Below are 18,302 nucleotides of genomic sequence, written 5' to 3' on the forward strand. Positions count from 1 at the left end.
GACCTCAGTCCTGATTTCAGTAAACCGCTTGGCAAGGATGGCGAGAACCTTGGGCGCTGGCGGCTGGCCACCTACTTGAGTACACCCACGTGCTTACCCAGGGGCATCGATTGAGCGAGACGCTGCACGCGCAGATTGCTGCGCGGATGAACGACGTCACTCGACACGACGAGCTGGATGTCTTGAGGATCGTGGCTTGTGTGAACGCCGCGGGTTGCGGTGCCGATGTGTCAGAATTGCCTCGCGTCTTGCCCTCTATCCCTCAACTCTCGCCACACTCGCTCAGCAAGAGTGTCGTCACCCTGAACCTTGACCTGGGCAGCGCGACGGTTATCTACCAGCGGATAGCGATCCTCCTCTCGTATAGATGCCAAAAGCAGCAGCCCGGGAGTACGATTTACCTCCGCAGTCAACGCGGTCCAACCCTCCGAGAACCCTCGACCTACGTCATCAATGATGAAGCCGACGGGCGCATCTACAGTCGCTCGTCTGGAGCGAGCAAGCTGGACAAGTGACGAAACTGCTGTCGGCGGCAGACGATGAACCTGAAACCAACGCACTGCGTGGCGACTTGCATACGCGACGTCCCAAAGGACTGCTGACTTTCCTGAGCCGGAAGCACCGTGAATGAGCGCGTTTCTGCGGCTTTCCAGTCCCTGGAGAACGGCTGCACGGAGCTCAGGGCGCTCCACAACAAGTCCTGCGGCTACATGCGATGCCTGCGCATCGACCCCCAGGTAGAACAGCGGAGCCTCGTCAGAAGTCAGGAAGTCAACTGCCGAACACAAGCCCTCGATTAGTGCTGCCTCGACTAGCGCCGAGGTCAAAAGCGGCTGTAGCGCGTCGAACCGCTGCTGAACATCAGATACGGCAAGCCCAAGATAAGCGTTCTCCGCGCGAGTGCCGTTGTCATCAGAGAGGTGTCCCACCACGCCCAGGAGGTCCGCAAAGTACATCTCGGCTTCGAAGGCGGTGCAAGCCTGTCTAGCCGAAATCTGGACTACTGCGCTTCCACGAGGGTCAGGCAGCACAAGCACCTTGGTTCGCGCAATGAGGCCAGCCAGCCCTTTGCTTCCCTTCAGTTGAGCTACAACGGTCGGATAGGCGGAAAGGTCCTGCAGTTGGCGGATGGCAGTGCGACGTTCGCCAACATTACTTTCGAGCACCAGCAGAAATTGGTCTCCAGGAAGCCCTTTTCCTTCCCACATTTTCGTGACGAAGCCCGCCACTGAACGAGCTGAAAACGGTCCCATATGGTCGCGTCGCGACTTGACCTGCGCGAGCGTTCTAGCGCTGGCCGTCCGGAGCTCAAGATCGTCACCCCCTTCAGGAACGACGCTGCCGTAACCAAGCTGGCCTACGAAGTTTTCCACAGCAAGGCTTGCCGCAACCGCATCCTGATAGCGGAACCCACGTCCTGCATGAGAGCCAGCTCTTGTCGCCAAACCGAACCTCTCTTTCCATAACTTGCTTAAGAAACACGAAACGGTAGTTTTGATACATCACTCGCCGCAACATCGCAATCAAAGTCAGCGCGCGTGTAGTCACGAGAGTAATAGGAAAAACTTTTTAACTTGAAGTACGCATCCTTATCCATATAGCGTCGAGACAGCTCCAGGCTTGCAGCCTCAGCTGAACCCGCATCAAAATCATGACTTAGATGAATCGCAGAGATCCCGCTTTCATGTGCACTAGCTGAGTCAACTACTTCAGCACCAAGCTCAGACCATTCTCGCAAGAGAACATTTGCGGCTATAGGCGGCCCATACGCCACAACAGGACCAACCGAAACTCCAGCAATCGAGTCTTTATGATTATCAAGAAACGACCGCGTTTCCTCAAGCGTCGCGGCCGTTTCTCCGGCATAGAGTAAGACATTTACTTTGGCGGAGATGCCGTTATCCCTACAGGCTTCGAGCAAAACAGATGCTCGGCGAATATAGCGCTCGGGATCCTTCGACTTACGCATGTTTAGAATTTGTGTTGGCGAGGCCGTTTCGAGCCCCAAATCAAGCACCTTCATCCCCGCCTCCGCAAGACAAGCAATCGTTTCAGGCGTAAGCACATCTACACGACTTTCTGTCCGCCACGAGATATTGAGGCCACGAGCTTTTAATGCCTTCGCAAGGCCGGTGCCCCATTTCACATTAGGGACGAACATTGATGACTGAAAATAGGGCCGGATCTCCCCCCCCCCGTACTGATCAGAGACTGCTGCTAACGCATTAGCCATGTGATTCACCGCACCTAACTTCTCAAGTGGTATATCTCGCTCCTCGCAGAACGCACACCCCATGCCACAGCCACGCGACGCTTCAACGCTCGGTTGATAGCGCTCAAAGCCTGAGACCAAGGTATGGTTTAGGGCGACATCTGGCTTCGGAGCGGAGAGGATCCGCAAGTCAGGCGCCTCAGTGAGCAGGCTGGCTATTCGTGGCTCTGCTAGACCTGGGACCAAAAGGTCTGCTTCCGGCAGCTTCGCGTGTAACCAGTCAGGATCAGGCCCAACGACCCATCGCCCACCAACAATAATCTTGACTCCTGGATCAGAGCGACGTACCAGCCTACAAAAAATCTGAGCCCAAGGAAGGGCATAGAAGCTTGGGATGGATAGCATTATCGGGAAATTGGAAGGAAAGACCCCTTCTTCCAGCAGCCCCCTGAGAACCTCGGCGGGCTCGCGATGCTCACCATGCACCATGAAGGTCGAAGTCCCCATGATATCGAGGGTCGTTGCAAGAGATAATGCACCGTAATTAAGATAGAGCTGTCGACGAGCAAGCATATGGTCGCGTTTTTTGGGCGATAACATGCCAGCGGATACGAATACCACTGTATTAGAACGCTTCATTAAACACCAGTTTCTCTTGACTTTACAGCGAAAGGATACATATGCCATTTATAAGCATTGAGGGCATTGACGGTAGCGGGAAGAGCGAGCAAGTTAAACGACTTGTTGACCATCTTAGAGCTCTAGGGCTCTCGGTGCTACAGACAAAAGAGCCGGATGGAGGGCATTTGGGTAAGGAGGTTCGGGCGATCTTAACGCATGCCGATCGAAACCTCGCCCCTGCTGAGCAATTGTTGTTAGTCAGCGCTGCACGTTATGACCACGTGAAAAATGTCATTCGGCCTGCATTAGCGAACGGCCAGTGGGTCATCTCTGATCGTTTCGTTGACTCAACCTATGCATTCCAAGTCGCGGTGTCCGATACCGATCTGCATCAATTATTTCGCTCGGTCACCGACATTGTCGTAAGCACTACGCTCCCCGACTTCACATTCATTCTCGACCTTCCGCTCAAGGTCGCAGCAGCCCGGAGAGACCAGCGCCATGACGATATCAGCGACCCGGCGGAAGCGACGCGGGATTTCGCGGCCATCCGGAACGGGCTATTGGAGGTGGCAATCCAAAATCCGGAGCGTTGCCACATCATCGATGGGAACCAGCAACCGGACGAGGTTGCACGCGACATCTGGCGCATAGTGGAACGCTTACTGCGAGATTTTCCTGCAAACCACTGAGAAACTAAAGTCTACTGCGTAAAACTTGACAACCTGAGTCTTTAATGAATCCGCAAACCCGTAATCTACTCATTCAGCGTGTGATTGATTCGCTAGGCATGTTGGCACCCGGTTCAACTTTCGAGCGTTTCGGGGTCATCTTGGTTCAGCGGATGTGTGGTGTAAAACTGGTTCAACGTGGCTCTTCAGTCAACGGTAGTCCAGTTGGGGGCGCTTTAGACGCTGTCTCCGAAGATGGTCGGATTGTGGTTGAGGCGTCCATTCAAAAAGGATACTTTTCCGGTGCAATGAAAAAGCCCTGGGATGATCTCAACCATACTCTCGCGCTTGCGCCACTCGCCAAAGAGATCTATCTGCTGAGCTCGCAGCGCGCGGAAACAGGCGCTATTGAAGCAATGGTTAATTCAGCTTCGCAAGAGAGCCGCATGGACGAGCGGCACCTCCATCTGCTGGACAGCCGCGCTATCGCGGAGGCTATCATTGACACGCTGATGCTTTGTGACGATGCAATCGATGACCTAGCGGAATACCTGCCTGTCCTTGCCGAGATACGAGATGATCACCCTGCTTCATTGAAAGTGCCTCTACTGAGCGAGTTTTACGTTAGAAATGAGGCAGTTGATGAAGAACTCGATCAACGGCTAGAAACATCAGCCTGTGTTGAGATCAGTGGTATTGGTGGTATTGGTAAATCACAAGCTGCGGCCGCATGTCTATTGCGGAGTGCAAACCGCTTTGAATACAGATTTTGGGTCAGCGGCCGGGATATCGACACTGTCGAGAGGCTCTCTTCAGTACCAGTCAAGCGAGGCGGCGCCGAGCGAAATGTTAGCGGTTTATTGAAGAAGAACAGTACCTTCTTAGTCGTAGATGATGCACGCCCAGAGCTGAAGATCGAGGAATTAGCTGCTCTTTGCGGGCCAGATTCGCGAATCCTGATCACTCGGCAGAACCCCTCAAAAGGAGCATTCCCTATGCCACCAATGGAGGAGATGCAGGCTCGAGAACTGCTTGGAAAAGGCCTCAGTACCCACCCATCTGAGGAAGAGTTTCAAACGATTTGGAGAGCTGTCGGCGGACATCCGCTAAGTCTCGTTATGCTAAATGCTGCCGCCCACGAAGAGGTGCCGTGGGACGAACTCGCCAACGACTGCGCTAATGTCGCCAATATGGCCCATAACGGTGCACGGCTTGCCGACTGCATTCTCGGCCGACTGAAACCAGTTCTGGAAGAAGAGTTGTGTATGTTCCAGTGGGCAGGACAAAGCCACTGCGATCGTGAATTTTTTAAATATGTTATCGGCTCACTGCGTTTAAAACCGTTCGAGCGTCATGGTTTGACTGCACCCGAGAGCAAAGCATCAATCCGTGTTCACGATATAGTTTTTACCGCCTTAAACTCGTTGAATTGGCTAACCGAGGAAAAAGCGAGAACAATCAATAACAGACTCGAAGAGTTCATTCTCCAGCAAATCAGAACGGATGGGAATGCGCTGCAACTGATCGCATCACAGCTTAAAGGGAAGATCGCTAGCAATGTCAAAAGTGGTGATCGGCGTCCAGCCTTCCTTTACACCTTAGCTATGGTCTGGAAGGGCACTGAAATTCAGCATGAACTACTGTCTGATCCGCTTGAGGATGCAAGTCGACTCAGACAGCTAGACGCTTCACAAAATGAGGTGGCAATTTTAGTGGTTCTCGAGACCATAGAAGCAAAAGAACGCTATCTACGTCAAACTAAAGGCGAGCCAACGGCCAGAGCATGGCTTGAAACAATCCTAGAAGCATATGACGACCTAGCGGCCATGTCCGGCCTTGATATTCGCCAAGCTGCTGAAATTAAATATCACCATGCGAAAACTCTCCATAGCCTGAGGAGGTACGAGGAGGCGAAGCGCTTATTCTTGGAGGTAGTTTCCAGTTACCCACTGAATCAGGCAAAACTTCAACTTTTGAAATCTTTTGGTCGTCACCCTGATGGCTATGAAACAGCTCAACGATATGCCTCAGAGATAATCGATGCAAAACTGAACAACGACAATGTCCCCCCTTCCCTGCTAATGGCACTGGGCGATGCCCTTAATGGAGCGAGACAAACATGGGCAGGGGAACTCCTCAAGCAACATGAGGAGCTATTTCTACAGCAAGCTCTATACAGTGCCGCCATCGGGATACCGCAAGGCTATCACTCCGTCGCAAGTTTCATTCGTGCATTGACTTGGCATGAACCAGAACGGGTTAAAAGCGTATTGGAGCAATTACCCGAACCAACCCCTCTGATGTTGGACGATGACCAAAGCCGCGGTGGCTATGCAGAAATCATGTTGCTTGCATCGGACGTCAATGCTGCTGAGCTAAGCCTTGTTCTAGAAGCTTTCGAGACGCTGAAGTCACCAGATCCCTATCAGAAGCGCAAGTGGGGAGAATCGCTTTATAAACTTGGCCGCCACGAAGAGGCAGAGAATATTTTAGAGTCCATCGAAGATGGGAGTGGGCGGATATGGCTGGCTCATAACCTCTCGCAGGTGAAACTTGAGTTAGGCAAGCTAGATGAAGCCCTTAACCTCGTCACTGAGTCTATTGAGGGGGCAAATGGCGTCAACATGAAATACCGTAGCAGCTTCCTTTTGCAGCGCGTCAAAGTTAAGATTGCGCTTGGCCAGGACCCCACTTGCGACATAGCCGAAGGTCGACATCACACAACTAACCCTGGACTACTAAGTCAATTTTCCTCATTTGAAACTAGTAACGCATAGTTTTTGAAGATAAGTTCTTCGTTTCGCTTAGGTGGAGATCGTACGAACCGGACGGTCTCCTCCACCTAAACAAACTAAGCGTTACCCTTACCCTCCTCTTCCTCCTCAACTGAAACTCCACACCACTCACACCTGTCACCAAAATACATATCATAGGCGCCTTGACACACTATCTGGTGCTCCTCGCCAGCTTGAGCATCCCGCTCAATGCAGTCATTACAAAGATTGATAGTGGGATACTGTTCAGAGGTGCTGTCAGATTGCATATCCCCAAAGACGGTACATGTTTTCATAGTTAGCGGCTCCTGGCTGATAAGCCCAGTGTAATCACTGTGAGGCTTAGAAAAACATGAGATTTTTAAATTCTTTCGACCTTTGCTGAAAGGAGCTAAATACAGATAACCGCAGGGAACCCTAATGCTTTTTCGGATCTCCGAAACGGGGCAACGAGCATGATAAATCGCTTTTGCTAAAGCTGCCAAAATTTTCCGGCCTGATCTCCTAGTAGATGTCTTAGCGTCCCATACGGATCGATAGCCGCCTGCCCCCATGAACACCACTGGCCATTCGCAGGCTTGGTAATATCTACACAACTGAGAGTGTTTCACACCCCTGTTTCAGCGGTGTTCTGAACATCATAGATTTTTTCAGAAAAGTGAGATTTCAGCCGATGATCCAGTAGTGCTTTGAAAATATCAGGGCAGCTTTCTGGCGTAGGCACGATTTTTCCGTCAGCCTGGAAGGGGATGTTCAGGCCAAAATTAGCATACTCGCGTCGCAAATTCCCCATGAATCTTGCATCGAGATAATGGCCCTTCATCTTGATGGCCGAAGCTCTGCGAAGCTGCATGGCATTTGTCCCAACATAGGCGCTTACCACCTCGGTAGTGGTGAAAAGCGCTTGAAAATCAGCCTGAGCTAGGAGTTGATTGAAGTCATCTTGGTGGGCTGCTTTATGGCTCAACATCGACTCAAAGCTAGATTTGTGCTTTATGAATATGGTGTCTTCCAGAACTGCCATATCAAAGTCTTTTGCTATGTGAAAGCTGGGAGCCTCATCCAGCTTCAGCGTTTTTGATTTGAAAAATGTGTGAATGGCACCAGCTCGCCTCTTAGTCTTCCATGTGGCATCCGTCTTGCGCAGACAGTACAGATTGCCCTGGATACTGGAAAATTTCACCAAGTAGAACTCGGCGTTGGCCAGCTCTTCCATTTTGGAGACTCGCTTGGCTGGTGTCTGGTCATGCGACGCTGCGATGAACTTGGCTGCATGGGTTTCGTCCTGAGGAATTGTGAGTGCGCTCGATTGATTGTTCTCAGCGAGCAACCCGTATTCAAGCGTTTCAGTGAGTGCCGACTTGAAGGTCATTGCCGTTGACTTCAATGCCAGTTTTAGGTCGTTATCCAGGCTTACCCATTTCCCAGTGTATTTTGGCTCTGGTGGCGTGCCTTTTGTATATCGCCTGAATATCCAAAAATTCACCGTTGCTTCTTGGAGGTCAAAATTGTGTAGATCCTGCAGCACTGCCATGGCTAATCCCTTTTAACTATGACTTCTTGAATAAATTCGACGTCAATGGTCGCTTTGACGGCGGGTTTGAATTCAGTTTTGGCCAAGGCTTTATCTACGCGCTCAGTTGGGCTATTCTGGTAGGTGTACTTTATCTCGTAGAGCTTCCAGCCCAAGACAATCAAAATTGGGTTGAGGACGACTTGGCCGGTTTTATACGATAGCCAAAAAATCCACATCATGAATAATGTAAACCCCAGCACCTTGGTCAACTGAGAGTACTCAAGACTCATGAACGAGACAATGTAGGGAACTACGTAGTTGATCAGATCGGTTGGAATTTGCTTTGACTCAATGATGGTAATACTCTGCGGCTCCTGCTTACACCAAATCACAAAGATAGTAACCAGAAAGCAAGCTAGACAGCAGAGGGCAAATCCAATCGAAAGGCCAGAGTTATTAAAAGGTAACTCACACTCCGACAGCATCTGCGTAAACGTTGAGCAGAAAGGTCTACTGAAAAGATCGATTTTCAAGTCCTGGACCAACAGGATAATGCTGAGCGGAAGGTACGAGCCCAGAAAGATTGCTGCGGCGAATACTAGCCTGAGTTCCATTACGCATCCCTGCTATAGCGGGGCGAACTCATTCGTCCCGTGGCGCGAAAATCACTAAACTTAGGATAACGGCGATCAATCGCTGCCGCTAGTGGCATTTTGCTCCAACAAGCTCATAATGCGCCGTAACCATGCCGTAATTGCTACCGCCAGATATTTCTCTTAGCGCTTGCGGCCCTGCGTAACCATGAGCCTGTCATAGCCGCAATTACGGCCATCGCGTTTACCCGCCACCAATGCCATGTCGGTTACCTCATATTCCGATCTCCGACCCTCGCCCCAAGTCATCCCGCCAAGAATGCTGAGTGTTATCAGGGATCAAGGCCCCTGCGGCCTGTGGGGTATGTCCACTACGCGGGACTGGCGGCTCCTTACGTCCGGGAGCAAGGGCATCTCATGATCCGGCCTCCTGAGCACCGTTACCGGTGGGCGGGTGGATGCTGCATTGGCTGACGAGACCAGTGCAGCAAGATCCTAAGTCATGTGCAAGCAGCAATTCGATGACCGGGGCGTGCCTGACTGTCAGTCAAGTGCAGTCCATTCCCTGGTCTGCGGCACCATCATCTACATGGCTGTTGCTGATGACATCGGTGTTTGTCACACCAATAGTCACGAGGAGGATTGCCCCAAAGCCTTGCGTATAGACCGGAGACATGGATGACAGCTGTACCAAGAAACGGCGGCAACCATCGCAAGGCGCTTAACCTGCGCATGGAACAAAGCAACATCACGTCGTTTGAGCACACCAGCAGAAGCGTCAAGTACTCTTCGAACGAAAATACTGTTGATTTATACAGTTCCCATGAGTATTTTGAGGACTCTTGCGCGGGTACTCCAGCCGAGCTAGCTGACCGTGAGCGAAAAAACGTATCGATATCGCTCTAGATGGCGATGAAGAACAGGAAGCGTTCCGATGGATTTATATCCGGGGGCCTGAACCATTTACTCAAGCGGGTGGTTCGGCAAGTTTATCGATTACATTCTAAAATCAGGTCAGATGAATGGCGTACACAGATATTGATCTCGGGAACCTACTGGCTGATCCAAAACCGGTAACCACCAACAGCATCGAGCCCAAACTCGGAGAGCTACCATGGGAACAGATGCACTGGGAAGACTTTCAAAAATTGTGCGCTCGCCTGGTCCAACGTCAGTACCTACCAAGTGGCATTCAGGTTTTCCAGTACGGAAAATCTGGCCAAGAGCAAGATGGGATTGACATAATTTGGAAAACTACAGATGCATGTAAATATAGTGTCGCCGAGGTAAAACATTGGAAAGCAGTTAAGCCATCGAATATTCAAACTTGGCTTAAAGCATTCCTAGACGGTGAGCGTGCAACGGATTCTCAAATATGGATTCTGTGTCTCTCAGTTAATATCGAGGATGATACTAAACTGGTGATGGCATGGGACGCCGCGAAAACTGAGCTAGAGTCACATGACATTCAAGCATTGGTTTGGGATCGAGGCTTTATTGAAGAGCTCTTGCGGGGTAGCCCTGAGCTTGTAGAGCGCTTTTTCTCCAAAGAGATTCGAGACCGTTTCTGTTACACGCTTAGCATGCCAACCGAGGAGCCACGCCTATTTCACCGCACCTATATTGGCCAATCCGATTCGCACCTCACCGCCGAAAATGAAAGTGTCAGAGTGGAAGTCATTCTGCCCACTCGAAATTCTCCCCATGCGTCTGCCATCCTATCGTTTGCTCGGTCAAATTTAGAAGGCGTATCACTGGCTATCGATGGAAAAGATTTTGTGCGATGGCTGCAATGGGCGGGGCATCCTCACGACCCGTTGAAAGGTCCTTTTACATTACCATTGAGCGATCCGGATCGCTTTCTCCTGACCACCCCAAAATTTCAACTGAGCTTGAGCAGTTCTGAATTCGAACAGCTGGACTGGTGTCTGCGACATATATGGACTCACTACCTGTCCGCAATCCAAGCACTGGAAAACGATTGGAGATGCCTTAGGTTCAAGAGGCTAAGTGGATCATCCCAACCAGTCCATGCACTTATTAGCCTTCCACGTGCTCTCTGGCGTCTAATAATGGAATATGTTAGCGAGCATGATTACGTCAAAGGTGAATCTGATCAGCACATTTTCGATGAATCCAATAGTGTCCTGAAAGTGTTCTCACCAACTACTACACCGGCGCTGGATGCTGGGTATCATCTTATTTCGTATGCCTATGATGAAGGTGGTCCAACCGGCCGCTATGAGCCAAACATCAATATCTGTTGGAACCCCAATAATCTGCGTGAGCTTTCCAGTCCTTGGGGCCCTAGGGGGCAATGGGATGCTGAATTCACCCATGATTGGCTGAAGTTGACACTTCTACCTAACGTCAGGGATTGGCACCAACGTAAAAGCCAGCAGAATCTATCTTGGTTGACCAATCCCGTTGAAAAGCTAACGGGGAACACTCCCGTTCTAGCCACGGAGGATTATGTCATTTCACTAGCTCGGCTCAGCATGCGGCAGATTGCTGAGGCAATGACAGTCGAAGAGTTGAATAGCTGCCTACATGCCATGCAACTGCACTTCAGTTGCCTTAGCACTTCGGCTGTTCTCGAGCAAGATCTATTTATCAGTGTGTTGCGATGCGTTCAACATTTGGCTTACCGCTTACCTGAGCAGCATCATAACTACATCCGAGGCAACCTTCAACTTGGTCGAGAGCCACTGGTAGAGAGCCTCGCTGAACTGATAACGACCAATAATACTAATTCGACCAACTGCACGATGCTGGAAATGGCGCTTCGATCGCTAATTTGCTGCAGTGAAAATTTAATCTGGACTGATAATGACTTGAAGTGGGTGAAACAGATGCTTGAACCGGTCTGGGCAAGAATGCGCGAAGACCTGTTGTGCGAAATGTTTTCCTAAGGTCGAGATCAAGGTCAGCGCGTGTGTAATCACAAGGGTAATAGGAGAATCTTTTTTAACTTGAGTTTTTCCCTCTGCATTGGATATAGCGCTGGGCAACTCTAATCTTGCAGCCTCAGCTTTCTTTAGTTCACGGATCTACGAGCCATCAGATCAGATCCCAGCCGAATTATCTGCCGTACGGTGAAGCCTATTACTGGCAAGCCATGCTCATAAAGCAAGATATGAATACCTGTAGTGCTGAGATAGTAGGGCTGTTTCGCAGCCCATCGCCGGCAAGCGCGGCTCCCACTGGACCTAGGGACACCCTGAAAATCTCGATTACTTCTTTTCACCAGCGGGAACTTTGGGTCGACTGCTGTCAGTCGTGCCTATCAAAATCAGATCGTCGATCAGAGGTTGAACACCCATGTTTTTTGTAAACGACGAGCGAGCAGCCGTACGGTCAGCAAATAGTAATACTGCGTCGCCTCGCTGCGTCGCCTTAGGCGATGCTCAAGAAACCAATCCACATGCTTTTTCTGCCAAGCCCAAGCCATGTGGGATCAGGGCTGCAGCAGTGTTAGAAGCGCCCGTCTCTTTCCAGAGAAAGAGACGGGCACAGGTTTGCGCAAGATTCGGCCAAGCGGATAGGTTGCTGCAGGGCAGCGAGATACGGTGTTGCTGGCGCACGAGGGCCACATGTGTAAGAGCATCCATCACCGGGGAGGTGACCGGGCGAGCTGCCGAATGCGAATCGCCCTTGGGGAGAACCACCGCGAGAGCGGCGTGACCTTGAAGGCTCGGGTCACCTGGGGTGCTGTCAACGACAGCCTTTGCACTGTCTTTTCTACGCCCGCAATCCGAGAGGGTCAAGCGACTCGCCGGCTGGATTTTGTAGTTGAAAATGACGTTGGCCGTGTACGGAATCCCGTGGTTTCCAGTGGCCGATTTGGTGTTTTTGATTTTTCAGATGAGGTCCATCCAAACAGGGCGGCTTTGCAGCCCTGTTTGGATGGACCCGTATGGAAAGCGGATCACCGAAATTTCAAAGCCGTGCGCTCACTCGACAGCGCCACGCTTTGCTCTCAGGCTGGAAACGTTTGCCCCGGTCTGATTCGCGAACTCATGCGGCGAGATATGCTCCTGCCGGTTCGCTTTGAGGTAACGGCTCCACCAACTCATGATCATTCGCCGTTCCTCCAGGAACTCGGCCTTGTGGATATAAGCCGCCCGAACGTTGTTGCACTCCCGGTGGCTCATCTGCCGCTCGATAGCGGTCTCTGACCACAGCCCGGATTCGACCAAGGCACTGCACGCCATGGACCGAAAGCCATGCCCGCAGATTTCGGTCTTGGTGTCGTAGCCCATGTTCCGCAAAGCGCTATTGACCGTGTTCTCGGACATAGGCTTCCACGAGCGAGCGTCACTGGTGAACACCAGATCGAAGTACCCCGTGATCGCATGAATCTGTTCGAGCAACGCCACCGCTTGCGGTGACAGAGGGACCAAATGGATGTCGCCCGCCATCTTAGTCCCTCGGGTCGAATACGGAACGCCGTCCAAGGCAGGTCGCGTATCCGGTATCTCCCATATACCGCGCTTCAGGTCGAACTCATTCCAACGTGCGAAGCGCAATTCGCTGGAGCGTACGAACACATGCAGCGAAAGCATGACTGTCAGCCGAGTGAGCGTGCGTCCCTTGTAGTTCTCGATGCGGTCCATCAACTCAGGCAGACGAGACAGCGGGAGTGCAGGTCGGTGCGTAACCCGTGGCGCGCTGATGAAGCCCTCAAGGTCATATGCCGGGTTCACCGTGATCAGCCGCAGCCGCTTTGCCTCACGCATGATGCTCTGCAGGTAGTTTTGTACCCTCAAAGCCACATCAATCGTGCCGCGCTTCTTGATTGCCTCAAGCGGCTGCATGAGGTCGAAGGTATCCAGATCCACGATGGCCCGTGCACCTAGCAGCGGGAATACGTGAGTCTTCAAACGACTCAGTACTGTCCGGGAATGGCCAGGCGCCCACTTCACGGACATTTCCTTATGCCAGTCCAAGGCAACGCGTTCGAATGTGTGGCCTCTGACAACCGCCTCGGCCTTGGCCTGCTGCTTGGACACAATCGGATCAGTGCCTTCAGCCAGCATCCGCTTAGTCTCCAGACGCTTCTGCCGAGCATCTGCGAGACCGATGACGGGATAGTTGCCAAACGAGGTCAGCCCCTCTCGCCCATCCGGTTTCACATACCGGAAGCGCCAGCCTTTGCGGCCATTGGGGTAAACGAGGAGGTAAAGACCGTCACCGTCGAAAAGCTTGTAGGGACGATCAGTAGGTTTGGCCGAGCGGCATGCTGTGTCGGTCAGGGGAGCAGTAGTACGAGCCATAAGGGTAAACCCCTTTATCGAATCGACTTTATCCCAAACGTTACCCCTAAGTCGGCTGGCAGCTGTCGGAATCCGACGGAACGCCATAACGAAAAAACCCGCCAGAAGGCGGGTTTTACGGGGGTTCCAGAGATTTTAGTAGCCTTCGCTGGAACCTGAACTGGTGCCGGAGACAGGAATCGAACCTGCGACCTTCGCGTTACGAGTGCGCTGCTCTACCGACTGAGCTACACCGGCGTGGCACCAACGCTACCACTGCCGGGTCGCTTACGCAAATCACTGTTTATTAACAGCTATTGCTCACTGCGCAGCCGCACTTTCTGCGGGCTTGCAGGCTGCTGGCAGCAGGTCTGCGTCGAGGCTGCTGGTGCAGGCCCAACCACCGCCGGCGTAGCGGGTCAGGGTCAGGGTTTTGCCGTTGGCGATGGCCGGAACGTCGGCCAGGGTGCAGACGATGCTACCCACGCCCGTGGCCGCCGTGCCGGTAGCGGTGATGGTGCAGTTGCTGGTGCTGGCCTGGCCGCCCAGGGTGGTGACGTCGGTGACGTCTTTGCCTGTGTTCATGCGCAGGTCGAACGGCGCTTTGAGGGCGGAAATTTCGACCAGGGCGGAGGTCGCTTTGGTGCTGATCTGGTGGTTGGTGTAGATGGGTAAGGCGATGGTCGCCAGGATGCCGATGATCGCCACCACGATCATCAGTTCGATCAAGGTAATGCCACGTTGCCCTTTCATGGACGGTCTCCCTCACAAATTCGGTTCTGGTCAGCCGCTCTCTCGGGCAGGCTGCCAACAAGCGCGCCAGTAGGCCCGAATAGACACTTTTTGTCACCCTGCGCCTGTGATTTGGCCCTACCGGCTCGACTACTCTAGTGAGCGGCGGGCACTCCTGCTCGCCGTACTGAGCCCGAAGCTGTTTCGGGGTTTGTGTGGGCCACGCAACAAGGATGTCGCGATGACCGAGAAAACCTATAGCTACGCCTGGCAAGGCACTACGGCACAAGGAACGCTGGTGAGTGGCGAAAGCCGCGGGCGCAGCCCTGCCCTGCTGCGCGCCGATTTGCGTAAGCGCGGGATTCGCCCTGGCCATATCGAGCGGGTTCGCCCGCCGCTGTGGCGCAGGCGCGGCAAGGTGGGGACGCGTGAGTTAAGCCAGTTCAGCCGTCAGCTTGCCAGTTTGATCTGTTCCGGGGTCACGCTGTTACAAGCATTTGAGGTGATTGCGCAAAGCAGCAGTAATCCGGCGCTGATCACGTTGCTGGGCGCATTGAAAGCGGACATCAGTGCCGGGAGCAGTTTGGCAGATGCGCTGCGCAAGCACCCTGCGTATTTCGATGCGCTGTATTGCAACTTGATCGCCGCCGGTGAGCAGTCGGGCAGCCTGAACACGGTGCTTGAGCAGGTCGCCAATTTGCAGGAGCAACGTCAGGCGCTGCGCGCGCGGTTGAAGAAGGCGATGAGTTATCCACTGATCGTACTGCTGACCGGCTTGGGCGTTTCCGGGTTGTTGTTGCTTGAGGTGGTGCCGCAGTTTCAGGCGATGTTCAACGGTTTTGGTGCTGAGCTGCCGGCCTTTACGCGACGGGTGATTGGCCTGTCCGATTGGTTGGCGCAGTACGTAGGCTGGTTGCTGGTGTGTGCAGTGGGTAGTGCCTGGGGCTTGCGCCACGCTTACCAGCGCCAGCCGGTGTTTCGTCTGTGGTGTTTGCGCCAGGTGTTGAAGCTGCCGGTGGTCGGTGCTTTGTTAAGCCATACAGCCCTCGCCCGTTTCGCCCGCACGTTGGCCACTTCGTTCGCAGCAGGGGTGCCGCTGGTGGAGGCCTTGGGGCCGGTGGCTGGGGCGTGTGGTAATCCGCTGTATGAACAAGCGGTGCTGCGCCTGCGCAAAGACCTGGCCAGCGGCCAGGCGTTGAGCCAGGCGATGGGTAGCAGTGGTTTGTTTCCGCCGCTGTTGCAACAGATGTGTGCCATTGGCGAGACAGGCGGTACGCTGGACGATATGCTCGCCAGAGTCGCCAGCCATTATGAAAGCGCCATCGAAGGCTTGCTCGATAACCTGGCCAGTTTGCTCGAACCTCTGATTGTGTTGATTCTCGGGCTGCTGGTGGGCAGCCTGGTGATCGCCATGTACCTGCCAATCTTTCAGTTGGGTAGTGTGATCTGAACATGGACTTGATGGATACGCTGGCCAGCCAGCCACTGTTGTACCTGAGCGTTGCCCTGCTGCTGGGGTTGATCGTCGGTAGTTTTCTCAACGTGCTGGTGCACCGTTTGCCGGTGATGCTGCAACGTCAGTGGCAGGCCGAGGCACGGGAGGTGCTGGACCTGCCCGAAGCAGCTGCCGCCGAGCGCTACGACTTGTTCCTGCCCGCCTCGCACTGCCCGCACTGTGGCCACCGTATTCGCGCCTGGGAAAATATTCCGTTACTCAGTTATGTGTTGCTGCGTGGCCGTTGCAGCAGTTGCCACAGTGCAATCAGTGCGCGCTACCCACTGGTGGAGCTGGGCTGCGCGGCACTGACGGTGTTTATCGCTTGGCTGTTGGGCGCCAGCTACACGGCATTGGCGCTAATGCTGCTGAGTTGGGGCTTGTTGGCCATGAGCCTGATCGACCTTGAGCACCGCTTGTTACCGGATGCCTTGGTGCTCCCGCTGTTGTGGCTGGGGCTAATCGTCAATGCCTTTGAGCTGTTCGTGCCGTTGGAAGATGCGTTGTGGGGAGCGGTCGCCGGGTATTTGAGCCTGTGGTCGGTGTTCTGGCTGTTCAAACTCATCACCGGCAAGGAAGGCATGGGTTATGGCGACTTCAAGTTGCTGGCCCTGATCGGTGCCTGGGGTGGCTGGCAGATTCTGCCACTGACCTTGCTGGTGTCGTCGCTGCTGGGCGCGGTGATCGGCTTGATTATGTTGAAGGCTAAAGGGCTGAAAGCCAGCACGCCGATCCCCTTTGGTCCTTATCTGGCCATCGCGGGCTGGATCGCGCTGCTCTGGGGTGGTCAAATAACCACTTCTTATCTGAAATTCTCTGGAATGTGATGACCACCGCTGCGTTCACTCCCTGGATTCTCGGCCTCACTGGCGGCATCGGCAGCGGCAAAAGCGCTGCCGCTCAGCGTTTTGTCGAACTGGGTGTACATCTGGTCGATGCCGATCAGGCTGCACGTTGGGTGGTAGAACCCGGGCGCCCGGCGCTGGCAAGTATCGTCGAGCACTTCGGCCCCGGCGTGCTACAGGAAGACGGGCAACTGGACCGCGCCGCGCTGCGCCAACTGATCTTCAGCAACCCGGAGCAACGGCGTTGGCTGGAAGCGCTGCTGCATCCGTTGATCGGTCAGGAGATTTTCAGCTACCTGGCGAAAGCGGAATCGCCCTATGCGGTGTTCGTATCGCCGCTGATGGTCGAATCGGGCCAATACCAGCGCACGCAGCGCCTGTTGGTGATTGATGCGCCGCAGGCGTTGCAAGTACAGCGCACCCTGCTGCGCGACCAGACCAGCCCCGAGCAGGTCGAGGCGATTCTCAAGGCCCAGGCCAGCCGCGAAGAGCGTCTGCGCCACGCCCACGATGTACTGGTTAACGACCGCGACCTGGCCTGGCTGCATTCGGAGGTTGACCGCCTGCACCACTTTTACCTGACTTTGCGAGGAGGCCAAGCATGAGCCAACCCCTGACCGTTGAATGCCCGACCTGTGGCGCCCCTGTTGAATGGAGCGCTGCCAGCCCGTTCCGGCCGTTCTGTTCCGATCGCTGCAAGTTGATCGACTTGGGGGCTTGGGCGGCTGAAGAGCATAAAATCCCGGTGGCCCCAGACGCTGAAGACGATCTGTTTTCCGGCGAGCTCGATCCCCGCGCCCACCATTAAGCCTCAACGCCCGGAGTCGTCGTCCTTCCAGGGTGCCTGCAAGTAGCGGGTGCGGTTGAAGGTTTCCAGCCACTCCGGGCAAAACACCACCAGTGCGCTGACCACCATGCCGTTGATAAAGGCTTCTGGGAAAATGATCAGCCACAGGTAGCCGATAAAGTCTTCGATCCATTCCGGCATCACGAAGCGCCCGTCGAACCACAGCAGCCCGAGTGCGAACAGCAGGCACAACAGTGCCGCCAACGCTGCGGCAAAAAAGCCTGAACAGAAGATATAAACGAACAGGTTTCGTGGCTGCGCACGCTCCACGAGGATCGCGCACACCTCGGTGACCAGCACCGGCAGGCCGATAAACAAGAGGCCGTTGACGCCCATGGCCGCGAGGTCCTGGCGCCCCAGCAGGATCAGCCCGATCTGCGCCAGCAGCCCGCCAACAATCGCCATCGGCCAGTCGAGCAGCAAGGTGACGGCAGTCATGCCGATGAAGTGGTACGACACGCCGTTGTCGAAGTCGCGACGCACCAGCCATAACGCGAACAGTGCGAACACCGTGCCGAACAGCAAGTGCTGGCGGCGGCTGTCGGTGAACAGTTCAACCCAACGTGTACGCGCCACTGCCCACACCAGCACAACGGCATAGCCGACCCAACCCAGCGTCAGGCTCTGGTCAGACAGCACTTGAGCATCAATCACGGTCGCGCAGCCCTTCTGATAAGACGTTGTCGGCAGTCTACACCTCAAGCTGCGCGTTCACGGCGTTGGCCTTCGACTATGCTCACA

At 53.9% G+C, this 18,302-nt stretch carries 14 protein-coding genes and 1 tRNA gene; 7 read left to right on the top strand and 8 right to left on the bottom strand.

The features are described 5' to 3' along the window. Nucleotides 1-230: 230 nt before the first annotated feature. Nucleotides 231-1,373, bottom strand: coding sequence for a hypothetical protein (locus E1573_RS19965; RefSeq protein WP_133216292.1), 1,143 nt, complete (start codon nt 1,371-1,373; stop codon nt 231-233). 98 nt (nt 1,374-1,471) lie between these two features. Then, on the bottom strand, nt 1,472-2,851 hold the full coding sequence (locus E1573_RS19970) for a radical SAM protein (protein WP_133216293.1): 1,380 nt from the start codon (nt 2,849-2,851) through the stop codon (nt 1,472-1,474). A gap of 41 nt (nt 2,852-2,892) precedes the next feature. On the opposite strand from E1573_RS19970, the gene tmk reads away from it, so the two are divergent. Both tmk and E1573_RS19980 read left to right on the top strand, forming a co-directional pair. Then, nucleotides 2,893-3,525 (top strand): dTMP kinase, encoded by a 633-nt coding sequence (tmk, locus tag E1573_RS19975; protein ID WP_133216294.1) that lies wholly within the window; start codon nt 2,893-2,895, stop codon nt 3,523-3,525. Nucleotides 3,526-3,569: 44 nt separating this feature from the next. After that, nucleotides 3,570-6,281 carry a tetratricopeptide repeat protein gene (locus tag E1573_RS19980; RefSeq protein ID WP_133216295.1) on the top strand — a complete coding sequence of 904 codons (2,712 nt, stop codon included), beginning with the start codon at nt 3,570-3,572 and terminating at the stop codon, nt 6,279-6,281. A gap of 604 nt (nt 6,282-6,885) precedes the next feature. Here E1573_RS19980 and E1573_RS19990 read toward each other — a convergent pair. Further along, entirely contained in the window at nt 6,886-7,812 is a 927-nt protein-coding gene (locus E1573_RS19990) for a Kiwa anti-phage protein KwaB-like domain-containing protein (RefSeq protein ID WP_133216297.1), read from the bottom strand. Nucleotides 7,813-7,814: 2 nt separating this feature from the next. Further along, complete coding sequence (locus tag E1573_RS19995) at nt 7,815-8,408, bottom strand: hypothetical protein (RefSeq protein WP_133216298.1); 594 nt, start codon at nt 8,406-8,408, stop codon at nt 7,815-7,817. Nucleotides 8,409-9,409: 1,001 nt separating this feature from the next. Between E1573_RS19995 and E1573_RS20005 the strand changes: the two genes are divergently transcribed. Continuing rightward, nucleotides 9,410-11,299, top strand: coding sequence for a hypothetical protein (locus E1573_RS20005; RefSeq protein ID WP_256659588.1), 1,890 nt, complete (start codon nt 9,410-9,412; stop codon nt 11,297-11,299). 1,041 nt (nt 11,300-12,340) lie between these two features. Here E1573_RS20005 and E1573_RS20010 read toward each other — a convergent pair. The 3 genes from E1573_RS20010 to E1573_RS20020 all read right to left on the bottom strand — a co-directional run bounded on the left by E1573_RS20010 (nt 12,341) and on the right by E1573_RS20020 (nt 14,395). Continuing rightward, complete coding sequence (locus E1573_RS20010; RefSeq protein ID WP_133216299.1) at nt 12,341-13,663, bottom strand: integrase arm-type DNA-binding domain-containing protein; 1,323 nt, start codon at nt 13,661-13,663, stop codon at nt 12,341-12,343. Nucleotides 13,664-13,824: 161 nt separating this feature from the next. Beyond that, nucleotides 13,825-13,900, bottom strand: a tRNA-Thr gene (locus tag E1573_RS20015). 63 nt (nt 13,901-13,963) lie between these two features. After that, on the bottom strand, nt 13,964-14,395 hold the full coding sequence (locus E1573_RS20020; RefSeq protein WP_133216300.1) for a pilin: 432 nt from the start codon (nt 14,393-14,395) through the stop codon (nt 13,964-13,966). Between the two features lie 220 nt (nt 14,396-14,615). Here E1573_RS20020 and E1573_RS20025 point away from each other — a divergent pair, with 220 nt between their 5' ends. The 4 genes from E1573_RS20025 to yacG are packed head-to-tail and all read left to right on the top strand — an operon-like array spanning nt 14,616 to nt 17,522. Then, entirely contained in the window at nt 14,616-15,824 is a 1,209-nt protein-coding gene (locus tag E1573_RS20025) for a type II secretion system F family protein (protein ID WP_133216301.1), read from the top strand. A gap of 2 nt (nt 15,825-15,826) precedes the next feature. Further along, complete coding sequence (locus E1573_RS20030) at nt 15,827-16,696, top strand: A24 family peptidase (RefSeq protein ID WP_133216302.1); 870 nt, start codon at nt 15,827-15,829, stop codon at nt 16,694-16,696. Then, nucleotides 16,696-17,319, top strand: a complete 624-nt coding sequence (gene coaE / locus E1573_RS20035) for a dephospho-CoA kinase (protein WP_133216303.1) — start codon at nt 16,696-16,698, stop codon at nt 17,317-17,319. The genes E1573_RS20030 and coaE overlap by 1 nt, the downstream gene beginning before the upstream one ends. Further along, nucleotides 17,316-17,522, top strand: coding sequence for a DNA gyrase inhibitor YacG (gene yacG / locus E1573_RS20040; RefSeq protein WP_133216304.1), 207 nt, complete (start codon nt 17,316-17,318; stop codon nt 17,520-17,522). Before coaE ends, yacG begins: the two co-directional genes overlap by 4 nt. A gap of 3 nt (nt 17,523-17,525) precedes the next feature. On the opposite strand, the gene E1573_RS20045 is transcribed toward yacG, so the two are convergent. Beyond that, nucleotides 17,526-18,215, bottom strand: a complete 690-nt coding sequence (locus tag E1573_RS20045) for an energy-coupling factor ABC transporter permease (RefSeq protein ID WP_133216305.1) — start codon at nt 18,213-18,215, stop codon at nt 17,526-17,528. Nucleotides 18,216-18,302: the final 87 nt, after the last annotated feature.

The sequence above is a fragment of the Pseudomonas sp. H9 genome, assembly GCF_004353925.1.
In the GTDB taxonomy this organism is placed as follows: domain Bacteria; phylum Pseudomonadota; class Gammaproteobacteria; order Pseudomonadales; family Pseudomonadaceae; genus Aquipseudomonas.

What these genes read in the sequence shown, in the direction of transcription:
- yacG (WP_133216304.1), top strand. Translation starts at nt 17,316, where the DNA reads ATGAGCCAACCCCTGACCGTTGAATGCCCGACCTGTGGCGCCCCTGTT.
- E1573_RS20005 (WP_256659588.1), top strand. Translation starts at nt 9,410, where the DNA reads ATGGCGTACACAGATATTGATCTCGGGAACCTACTGGCTGATCCAAAA.
- E1573_RS19970 (WP_133216293.1), bottom strand. Translation starts at nt 2,851, where the DNA reads ATGAAGCGTTCTAATACAGTGGTATTCGTATCCGCTGGCATGTTATCG.
- E1573_RS19990 (WP_133216297.1), bottom strand. Translation starts at nt 7,812, where the DNA reads ATGGCAGTGCTGCAGGATCTACACAATTTTGACCTCCAAGAAGCAACG.
- E1573_RS20020 (WP_133216300.1), bottom strand. Translation starts at nt 14,395, where the DNA reads ATGAAAGGGCAACGTGGCATTACCTTGATCGAACTGATGATCGTGGTG.
- tmk (WP_133216294.1), top strand. Translation starts at nt 2,893, where the DNA reads ATGCCATTTATAAGCATTGAGGGCATTGACGGTAGCGGGAAGAGCGAG.
- coaE (WP_133216303.1), top strand. Translation starts at nt 16,696, where the DNA reads ATGACCACCGCTGCGTTCACTCCCTGGATTCTCGGCCTCACTGGCGGC.
- E1573_RS20010 (WP_133216299.1), bottom strand. Translation starts at nt 13,663, where the DNA reads ATGGCTCGTACTACTGCTCCCCTGACCGACACAGCATGCCGCTCGGCC.
- E1573_RS19995 (WP_133216298.1), bottom strand. Translation starts at nt 8,408, where the DNA reads ATGGAACTCAGGCTAGTATTCGCCGCAGCAATCTTTCTGGGCTCGTAC.
- E1573_RS20025 (WP_133216301.1), top strand. Translation starts at nt 14,616, where the DNA reads ATGACCGAGAAAACCTATAGCTACGCCTGGCAAGGCACTACGGCACAA.
- E1573_RS19980 (WP_133216295.1), top strand. Translation starts at nt 3,570, where the DNA reads ATGAATCCGCAAACCCGTAATCTACTCATTCAGCGTGTGATTGATTCG.
- E1573_RS20030 (WP_133216302.1), top strand. Translation starts at nt 15,827, where the DNA reads ATGGACTTGATGGATACGCTGGCCAGCCAGCCACTGTTGTACCTGAGC.